Below are 1,212 nucleotides of genomic sequence, written 5' to 3'. Positions count from 1 at the left end.
TAGACATGGAAATTTTATTAGCGTGGCCGTTTGAATACCAAGCCGTCAAAAATTTCCGTGCTAAACATGGGTTAACAACCCCTGTCATAGATCATCCACTATTAAAAACACCAATGGCGATTGATCACCGCCCAGATATGGTGGGTTGGAAACAAAATAGGCCTGCTATTTATGACCAAATGATTGATGACTTGATTTCGATTAATCCAGAGCTTCAAGTTATTCATAAGCTATTTTAACGATGGTAAATAGGCGGTAGTTGACCGCCTTTAGATATGGGTAATGTCATGAAGCTGACAGCACAAAGTAAACAAATTATTCGCGATAATAAGCTGCAAGCCTTTTATCTTGATGCAGTAAGCTATTTTGAAGAAGAGCATCAATCTGCATTAATACATTATGAAATTAAGCGAGAGGCGTTGTTTAATCAACTAAAGAAAAATTATGTGTACTTTGAATCGATTGGTCGAGCGAGCCAATATTTGTGCGTTACGCAGACAACACTCATGCTCTATTGTGGGAAATTTTACGCACAGTCACCGTTATTTCAAACGGTACAAGAGCATCTTGAACAAGTGGTTTTGTTCAAAGACCCAAAAAGTAAGGAGTGGTTGGAAGGTACGATTGAGCATTATCAAACTCTCGATTTATCACATAATGTCAGCGAAATTATCGATTATGCCAAAAAACGCTATCCGGTTATCGGTAATGACCCCTCAATACTAAAATCAGAAATTGAATTGTTTCTATTAAAGGATATGAATAAACAATTTAGTGATAACTATAAAGAAAAAGATTTATTTTTAAAAAAAGCGTTAAAGAATATTAATTCAATGCCAATACGTAAAGAGAATATTATTTTTCTTTGTGTTATTGCACAGTATCTAGATGGGCTGAACTGTTTTCAAGACGAACTCAGACCAAAGTGGTTTGGTCAGTTACAATTTTCAGGGCTTATCCCATGGAGCTTTGACTTAATATCATAGAAGCTCAGAACTATAAAGTAAGTGTAATGACGCCCGAAGAAAAAAGGAAAGCTTGTTGAACTAGTTAATGAAAAAGTTTATTTGGAATTGACAATAGTGAAGCACTAAATATGTAAGGATATTAATATGCGCAGCACAGTTAACGGTCGTAAAATTATTTTAAAAAATGATACCACCAACACAGGTGGTACAGTGCTTACGGGGTCTTCCCTTGCCAAACAAATCC

At 35.7% G+C, this 1,212-nt stretch carries 1 protein-coding gene and 1 pseudogene; both read left to right on the top strand.

The features are described from left to right. Positions 1–239, top strand: a pseudogene (locus tag PSF11_RS21045) (hypothetical protein); the annotation flags it as partial. A gap of 48 nt (positions 240–287) precedes the next feature. Continuing rightward, complete coding sequence (locus tag PSF11_RS21040; RefSeq protein ID WP_225829614.1) at positions 288–986, top strand: hypothetical protein; 699 nt, start codon at positions 288–290, stop codon at positions 984–986. The last annotated feature ends 226 nt before the right edge of the window (positions 987–1,212 follow it).

The organism is Providencia sp. PROV119, assembly GCF_028482435.1.
GTDB classification, from domain to species: Bacteria; Pseudomonadota; Gammaproteobacteria; order Enterobacterales; family Enterobacteriaceae; genus Providencia; species Providencia stuartii.
This window is presented reverse-complemented; position numbering and strand designations above follow the sequence as displayed.